Genomic DNA, 505 nt, shown 5'->3' on the forward strand with positions numbered 1-505 from the left:
ATTACACCCAGACCCATCCCGCACCCAAGGCCTTTGACGCGAAGCGCACCGAATACACCTGCGCGACTTGGACGCCGCCGTCCCCGCCCGATGCCGAATCCCATCTCTGGTATCGTGCCGCCACACTACTGGATGCCAAAGACTGGCGTATGAACAAACAGGAATTTCAGGACATGATTGTCTTGTACGAAGCCGCGGCATCAAAAGGGCATTATCAGGCAATCAACAACCTTTACCTGCTCTACACCCATGTGCAAGGTTCGACCGGCATTATGTACAACCCCTTGCACAACCGTGCCCGCAAATGGCTGCATTATGGTTTAGACAAAAATTGGGCAATGGCAAACTACTGGCTGTTTGACGCGCTGTACGAAGGCAATGCGGGTTATCGCCGCAACCCGCAACTTGGTCTTGCCTATCTGCAAAAAGCGGTGGATTTGGGAGTGCCGTTGGCACAATATGAACTGGCGCGGATTTACGAAAACAAAATGAAAGATTTGAAAAC

General features: G+C 51.9%; 1 pseudogene. It reads left to right on the forward strand.

Annotated features, from left to right (window positions below):
• Positions 1-505, forward strand: a pseudogene (locus ACTHUE_RS20125) (sel1 repeat family protein); the annotation flags it as partial.

It is taken from the genome of Neisseria sp. P0021.S005 (genome assembly GCF_051956955.1).